This is a genomic window from Pseudomonas sp. HMWF006 (assembly GCF_003061205.1).
GTDB lineage: Bacteria > Pseudomonadota > Gammaproteobacteria > Pseudomonadales > Pseudomonadaceae > Aquipseudomonas > Aquipseudomonas monsensis.
In genome coordinates this window covers 3214-6082 of record NZ_QAIU01000413.1, presented here as the reverse complement: position 1 = coordinate 6082, position 2869 = coordinate 3214, and the positions used below count along the sequence as shown (strand labels likewise).

The window sequence follows — 2869 nt, the reverse complement described above, 5'->3', positions numbered from 1 at the left end:
GATCACGCAGCGCATCGCCCTGAGCCTGTTGCGCAGCGATCACCCGCTGCGCCTTGATGTACGCCAGAAACATCGCCAGCGTGCCTGCCCAGAAGAGGAACAGGACAATGACTGCAACCTCAAGAATCAATCAGATGTTCTCCAGATCCGACCATTCTTCTTCGCTCATCATCTTGTCGAGTTCGACGAGGATGAGGAGTTCGTTGTTCTTGTTGCACACGCCCTGGATGAACTTGGCCGACTCTTCGTTACCGACGTTCGGTGCGGTCTCGATTTCCGACTGACGCAGGTAAACCACTTCAGCAACGCTGTCGACCATGATGCCGACGACTTGCTTGTCGGCTTCGATGATGACGATACGGGTGTTGTCGCTGATCTCGCCGCTGTTCAGGCCGAAGCGCTGACGGGTGTCGATCACGGTGACCACGTTACCGCGCAGGTTGATGATGCCCAGCACGTAGCTCGGCGCGCCCGGCACCGGAGCGATCTCGGTGTAGCGCAACACTTCCTGAACGCGCATCACGTTGATGCCGTAGGTTTCGTTGTCCAGTTTGAAGGTCACCCATTGCAGGATCGGATCTTCAGAACCTTTTGCATTCGTCGCCTGACTACTCATACCCTGACCCCTCGAAAAAACCGCTCTGGGCGGTGTGTGTTCTGTGTGGCGGCATTCAACAATGCCGTCGCCTGATTGTTATGTCGGCTGCTACGTCGGTTTATGTAGCGGCTTGTGGCCGCCGAGGTGCTTTGCCCCACCGCTGGCGATCAACTCGGCCAGTGCGGAAACGTCAAGCAATGCACACATGTGCTCAATCACGGTGCCGGCGAGCCAAGGCCGCTGACCCCGGTGACTTCTCCATTTGATTTCGTTCGGGTCCAGACGCAACGAGCGGCTGACCTGATGCACCGCCAGCCCCCACTCGTAACCTTGTACCGAAATCACGTACTGCAGGCCCTGACGGAAGTCATCGCGATAGCGATCCGGCATGACCCAGCGTGCGGTGTCCAACACTTTCAGGTTGCCGGCCTGGCTCGGCAGAATCCCGAGGAACCATTCCGGCTGGCCGAACAGTGGCGTCAGCTCGTGGCCGGCCAGCGAATAAATCGAGCCGAGGCACACCAGCGGCACGGCCAGGGTCAACCCGGCAACGTCGAACAGCAGGCATTCGAACGCTTCCGAAGCCCAGGCCGGGCGGCCATCGGTTTCCACCGGTGGCGGCGTATTGCTCGGCGGCAGATGCACTTCTCCCAGCGGCGGGACCAGGGTCTGCTCGACCGGCGTACGCGCAACTGGAGCCGGAGCCGGCTCGACCACCGCCGGTTCCGGCGTGGTTTTCAGCAATTGGGTTTGCAGCAGGGGCGCGAGCGTCGAAACCGCTGCGCGCACCGGCTCAGCCTCTTCAAGCAACGTGACAGGGGCCTTGGCCACCGGGGCGGCGGCAGGCGCAGCAACCGGTGCGGCAGGCTTGGCCGCTTTCAGGGAGTCACGCGCCTGTTCCTCCAGTACCGCGGCCTGGAACTCGTCCAGTGCCTCGGTGCTTTCGATCACCTCGACCGGCGCCTCAACTGGCAGCAACTCGTCAGGAATCTCCTGCAGCAAGCCATCCAGATAGGATTGCAACGCCAGTTGCGGACGCGACGTCAATTTGATCGGCCGATTCATGCTCAAGCCACCTGCGGAACAAGTTGTTGCGCCAACAGATGCTTGAGCAGCGCGCGGTAAGCCAGCACGCCACGGCTCTTGCCGTCGAATTGCGAAGGCGTGACACCGGCCCGGCTGGCGTCGCGCAGACGGGTATCGACCGGGATATAACCCTGCCAGATCTCGTCGGGGAATTTGTCGCGCAGCACGCGCAAGGTGTGCATCGAGGCTTGCGTACGGCGGTCGAACAGGGTCGGCACGATGCTGAACGGCAGCGCCTGTTTGCGCGAGCGGTTGATCATCGCCAGGGTGTTGACCATGCGCTCCAGACCTTTGACGGCCAGGTGTTCGGTCTGCACCGGGATCACCAGTTGCTGGCTCGCGGCCAAGGCGTTGACCATCAGCACGCCGAGCAACGGCGGGCTGTCGATCACTGCGTAATCAAAGTCCTGCCACAACTGCGCCAGACTCTTGGCGATCACCAGGCCCAGACCACTCTGTCCCGGCGACTGACGCTCAAGGGTCGCGAGCGCGGTGCTCGATGGCAGCAGGGAAATGCGCTCGTCACTGGTCGACAACAGCAACTGCCCCGGCAGGCCTTGCGGCACGCTGCCCTTGTGCAGAAACAGGTCGTAATTGCTGTGTTCCAGGCTGTCGGGGTCGTAGCCGAAATAGCTGGTCATCGAGCCGTGCGGGTCGAGGTCGACCACAACCACGCGCTTGCCCGCCTCCGCCAGCAATCCGGCTAAAGCGATGGAAGATGTGGTTTTACCGACACCACCCTTTTGATTGGCGACTGCCCAGACTCTCATTCGGTTCGTTCCTCCCGGCCGAGATGCTCGACCGAGACATAGCTCAGCGTATTAATGCGGGTGACGGAGAATTGACGGCACTCTCGCGTCCCGGCGTCTTGACCGGGGTCGGTGCAGTTTGTGTGCCAGCGCGCTTCAACGCCGCGTCCGGTTGTGCATTGGCGGTGCCGGTGCCGGTCAGACTGCGGCGCACATCCAGATTGCGCGACACCACCAGCACCACGCGCCGGTTCTTTGCGCGGCCTTCGGCGGTGGCGTTATTGGCCACCGGCTGGAACTCGCCATACCCCACCGATGCCAGACGCCCGGGGTTCACCCCCTGCATCGCCAGCATGCGCACGATGCTCGCCGAACGCGCCGAGGACAGTTCCCAGTTGGTCGGGTACTGCGCGGTGCGGATCGGCTGATCGTCGGT

General features: G+C 62.0%; 4 protein-coding genes and 1 pseudogene. All 5 read right to left on the bottom strand.

The window, feature by feature from the left end:
• Window positions 1-103, bottom strand: a pseudogene (locus tag DBR24_RS32540) (DUF2802 domain-containing protein); the annotation flags it as partial.
• 27 nt (window positions 104-130) lie between these two features.
• The gene (locus DBR24_RS17020; RefSeq protein WP_007919980.1) at window positions 131-616 is read right to left on the bottom strand and encodes a chemotaxis protein CheW; all 486 of its coding nucleotides are present in this window, start codon (window positions 614-616) and stop codon (window positions 131-133) included.
• 90 nt (window positions 617-706) lie between these two features.
• The gene (locus DBR24_RS17015; protein ID WP_128615324.1) at window positions 707-1663 is read right to left on the bottom strand and encodes a CheW domain-containing protein; all 957 of its coding nucleotides are present in this window, start codon (window positions 1661-1663) and stop codon (window positions 707-709) included.
• Between the two features lie 2 nt (window positions 1664-1665).
• Window positions 1666-2454 (bottom strand): ParA family protein, encoded by a 789-nt coding sequence (locus tag DBR24_RS17010; RefSeq protein WP_008077691.1) that lies wholly within the window; start codon window positions 2452-2454, stop codon window positions 1666-1668.
• 43 nt (window positions 2455-2497) lie between these two features.
• On the bottom strand, window positions 2498-2869 hold a 372-nt coding region (locus tag DBR24_RS32535; RefSeq protein ID WP_256591583.1), incomplete at its 5' end, for an OmpA family protein.